This window comes from Bacteroidales bacterium, from assembly GCA_035299085.1.
In the GTDB taxonomy this organism is placed as follows: domain Bacteria; phylum Bacteroidota; class Bacteroidia; order Bacteroidales; family UBA10428; genus UBA5072.
On the sequence record DATGXG010000067.1, the window covers coordinates 1 to 4,602 of the forward strand.

Sequence of the window (4,602 nt, forward strand, 5' to 3'; positions counted from 1 at the left end):
TTTATTTGGAGGTATTATATAAACATGATTTATACTTACTTTAAGATCATCAGTTGCCTGTAAAACCTTCATTCCCGTTACCCGCTGAAGAAGCTGGGATGTAATACTTTCTCGGGTAGGATCGAGATGCTGGATAATCACAAAAGCCATATTACAATTTTCAGGCATGTTGCTGAAAAACTGTTCAAGAGCTTCAAGCCCCCCTGCTGAGGCCCCGATTCCGACAATTGGAAAGTCATTGCTTTTCTTGTCAGGCGATGGAAATACTCTAACGGTGTTCTGCAGTTTTACCATTTTATCCTGTTTATTCTTCGTTTTCATTTTGAGGAAAGATAACAATATGAGGAGAAATCAAGAGACAATTGCGCCTGTTGCACTGTATACAAATCTAGTAACAAAAACTTACCGAATCGAAAAAGAATTTGAACAACGGTTTATAATTAACTCATAACCTTTGCAATTTTCTCACCCTCAACCGGTACCAAACAAACCGACACGGTAAACCAGCGCTTCTGTGGAACAAAATCCAAAAACAGTTCATTTTGTTCCACAGCCTTAAAAAACCGATAGTAAACTAAAATGCAGAATATCAGAAGCATAATCATTTTTGCTTAATTATCGCAACGATTGGCATAAACGCAAAAACGAAAATTATGGAAAACAATCAAAATATAAGCGGACACGAACCGATTGACGAGAGCAGGATTTATATGAATCACCTGCCTGAAAGGGAATACTGGTGTGAGAAATTCCATTGCAGTATGGAAGAGTTAATCGAAGCGGTGAACACAGTAGGAGTATCCTCTGAAGATGTGGAGGAATATTTGAAAACGAGGGTTTACAGGTAAATGAATTTGGCTGAAAGGAGGCTTAAACCGAAGGTTTAAGCAACAGGCCCGTTAGGGCCGGTATTATGGTAGCCAATGATATCTTCAACATAACCCAGAGCTCCGCCAGGAGCGAAATTATGGTTAATTCAGCTTGATTCACCATAATGCCGCTCCTGGCGGAACTTTTTGATTTTTAATAATTCAGGTATCTACCATAATGCCGCTCCTAGCGGAGCTTTTACGCAAATCAATTGCAACCTGAGTTATTCAGTCCACACCCTGAAGACAGGCTTTAGGCCATAGCCTATACCACAGTCATCTTTGAGCTAGGCGAAGTCTGTGACTTCGTCTATACGTAACTGATAGTTAATAATAAATTAATGAATTTACGTTCAGACGAAGTTGAAAACTTCGCCTGGCATTTACGGCCAAAGATTACTTAACTTGACTATGTGCTAAGCGTAATTTGTAATTACGCTTGAAATCACCTAGCGTTTAGACGAAGTCGCAGACTTCGCCTAGCACATTCTACGTATAGACGAAGTCGGAGACTTCGCCTAGCACATTCCCCTAAACCACGGTCATCTCACCTCTAAGTGATTGTTTCAAATTTTCTTTGATCCAATTGACATCCTTGCCGGCTCCTAACAGGAACATCAGTTTGGTAACCGCTGCCTCGGAGGTTATGTCGTGACCGCTTATCACGCCGGCGGCTGTTAATTTACGGCTTGTTTCATACAGGCCCATTTCCACACTGCCCGAAATGCACTGGGTAACATTCATGATAATGATTCCCCTAAAACAGGCATCTGAAATTGCATTAATAAACCAATCATGCTCAGGTGCATTTCCGGCACCGAATGTTTCGAGGATTACAGCATGGAGACCCTGAATATTCAAGGTTGCTTCCACCGTGGCCTGGTTAATTCCCGGAAATAGCTTCAGAATGACAATATTGGTATCCAGGTGCTTATTCACTATAAGCGGTAGTTTATTATCGTAATAGTGAATGGCACTGTAATTATATCTTATATGGACACCGCTTTCGGCAAGCGGAGGATAGTTACCTGATAAAAAAGCATTAAAATCCTCTGTATTGTTCTTGGTTGTCCTGTTGCCCCTGTAAAGCCTGTTTTCAAAGTAAATAGCAACCTCCGGAACAACAGGGTCCCCGTTTTTAACGGATGCTGCAATTTCAACGGCTGATATAAGATTTTCCTTTCCATCGGTGCGCAATGACCCTATCGGGAGCTGCGATCCGGTAAAAATCACCGGTTTAGCAAGGTTTTCAAGCATAAAGCTCAAAGCCGATGCAGAATAAGACATTGTATCGGTCCCGTGCAGCACTATGAATCCATCGATATTGTTGTAATTGCTTTCAATAATTTCAGCCACTTTAATCCATGCAGAAGGACTTATGTTGGATGAATCGAGTGGAGGATTAAAGGCATAGGAATTCAGATTATATCCGAACTTCTTCAGTTCCGGAACTTCCTCCAGTATATTGTCAAACCGGAAAGGCTTCAGCGCCCCGGTCTCCTGGTCCTGCACCATGCCGATGGTTCCGCCGGTGTAGATGATGAGGAGGGATGGTTTGTGGATCATTGTTTAGCTTTTAAAAGATCGTCATTGCGAACCCCGGTTCCTACGGGGTGAAGCAATCTGCCCGAACAGGCAGTACTTAACCAGAAGCAGTGATCAGTGTTCATTAGTCTGTAGTCTGTTAGTCTGTTAGTTGTATACTATCTGTATATATTATTTGGTCTGACGAAGTCGGAGACTTCGCCTAGCATTTCTCCATCCATAATCCGGCATCCGGCATCTGTCTTTGCATCGTCCTGCCTGTGCCGGCAGATTGCTTCGTCGCATTATACTTCTCTATAATCAATGATCGGTAAGGCTCCTCGCAATGACGTGCTCGTTCGGCCAGTATCCAGTATCCAGTATCCAGTATCCAGTATCCAGCATCCGGCCTGCTACATCAATCGCTAATCCTAAAAAGTCTCTCAGCGTTATTCGTAGTCACTGACGCTACTTCTTCCAAAGGTATATTTTTAATATCATGAATTACCTGAGCAATGACAGGTATATAACTGCTTTCATTTCTTTTACCACGGTAGGGGACGGGCGAAAGATAGGGCGAATCGGTTTCAAGGACAAGGCATTCAACGGGCATTTCTTTTATAACCTTTGGAAGCAATGAATTTTTGTAGGTAATCATACCGCCCACACCCAGCAGGAAACCCTGTGATGTCACGGCCTTTGCTGTTTCAACATCACCACTGAACGCGTGAAAGATACCTTTAAGTCCTTTTCCTTTAAAAATCTCCAATACGCTCAGAATTTCAGCAAAAGAATTCCGGGCATGGATCACTACAGGCAGATTGTAAGCCAGAGACCATTCGAACTGGATCCTGAGTGCTTTTTTTTGCTGCGGCAGAAAGGTTTTATCCCAGTATAAGTCAATACCGATTTCCCCGATGGCACAATAGGTGCCTGATCTCAACTCCCTTTCAACAATTTCCAGTTCTTTTTTATAATCTTCTTTCACAGATGTCGGATGTAAACCTATCATGGAATGACAAATTCCGGGATATTCGGTTGTCATTTGGTTCATGGCCTGTATAGAAGAACTGTCAATGTTAGGCAGGAGAATTTTATTTACTCCGCTATCAATAGCCCTTTGTACGGCATCCCGGCGGTCATTGTCGAATTCAGGAAGGTAGAGGTGGGAGTGGGTATCGATGAATCTCATGCTAAATTAAAATGCAAAGATACTTCTAATGTGCTAATGTGTTAATGTGCTAATGTGCCAATGTTTCAATGTGTCAATGTGTCAATGTGCCAATGTGCTAATGTGCTAATAAAAATCATTAGCATATTAGCACATTTGATAAACCTTCCCCGGCAAACACCGGATCATACCTTTGAATTCGAGGTTGAGCAAAAGGGCGGAGACTTTGCTGACCGGCAGATCACTGCGGATTGCCAGCATATCAATAGTGGCGTTGCTGTCAGACCGGATCAGTTCTATCAATTGCGTTTCCTCGGGATTCAGTTCAACAAACAGCTCTTTCTGCAAAGGTTCACCTGGTTTCGACTTCTGCCATCCCATCAGGTACTCCAGGTCTTCAAGGCCTTCCATCAGCACAGCCCGGTTAGTTTTGATAAGCCGGTTACACCCTACCGAGTACCGGTCATTTACTCTTCCGGGAAAAGCAAGCACATCGCGGTTATATGAATTGGCAATGTCGGCTGTAATCAAAGCTCCGCCCTGTTCACCCGATTCCATTACAATGGTGGCATCGGCCAGGCCGGCTATTATCCTGTTTCTTTTTACAAAATTAGGGGATTCAGGTTTTTCATCATGTCTGAATTCAGTTATCAGTGCGCCTTTATCTATCATTTGCCTGGCCACTTCCCTGTGTGACGAAGGATAAAGAACCGACAACCCGTGACCCAGCACTCCCACTGTTTCAAGATTGTTCTTCAAAGCCGCCTTATGGGCACATATATCAATACCATAAGCCAATCCACTTACAATAAGAATCTCGGGGTAACTTCCGGCAATTTTTTCAACCAGTTCCCGGGTCATATTCTTGCCATAATCTGTAGGATTGCGCGTTCCTATAATGCTTACAATTTTCGACCGGTTCAGGTCGGTTTTACCCTTTACATACAAAATGACCGGTGCATCCTCGCAGTGCCTCAGCCTCTCGGGGTAATTCTCATCGAGGTAAAAAAGGGTATCAATCTTATTCCGGGTTACAAA

At 43.0% G+C, this 4,602-nt stretch carries 5 protein-coding genes; 1 reads left to right on the forward strand and 4 read right to left on the reverse strand.

Features of this window, described 5'->3' with window-relative positions:
- A partial coding sequence (locus tag VK179_21390; GenBank protein HLO61319.1) for a chemotaxis protein CheB occupies nt 1–321 on the reverse strand: 321 nt, incomplete at its 3' end.
- 332 nt (nt 322–653) lie between these two features.
- Between VK179_21390 and VK179_21395 the strand changes: the two genes are divergently transcribed.
- Nucleotides 654–848, forward strand: a complete 195-nt coding sequence (locus tag VK179_21395) for a DUF3606 domain-containing protein (GenBank protein HLO61320.1) — start codon at nt 654–656, stop codon at nt 846–848.
- Between the two features lie 552 nt (nt 849–1,400).
- Here the strand turns inward: VK179_21395 and VK179_21400 are convergent.
- From VK179_21400 to dprA, 3 genes are all read right to left on the reverse strand, one after another.
- Nucleotides 1,401–2,435 (reverse strand): asparaginase, encoded by a 1,035-nt coding sequence (locus VK179_21400; GenBank protein ID HLO61321.1) that lies wholly within the window; start codon nt 2,433–2,435, stop codon nt 1,401–1,403.
- Between the two features lie 376 nt (nt 2,436–2,811).
- Nucleotides 2,812–3,585 (reverse strand): TatD family hydrolase, encoded by a 774-nt coding sequence (locus VK179_21405; GenBank protein ID HLO61322.1) that lies wholly within the window; start codon nt 3,583–3,585, stop codon nt 2,812–2,814.
- A 126-nt stretch (nt 3,586–3,711) separates the two neighbouring features.
- Nucleotides 3,712–4,602: DNA-processing protein DprA (dprA, locus tag VK179_21410; protein HLO61323.1), on the reverse strand; the 891-nt coding region annotated here is incomplete at its 5' end.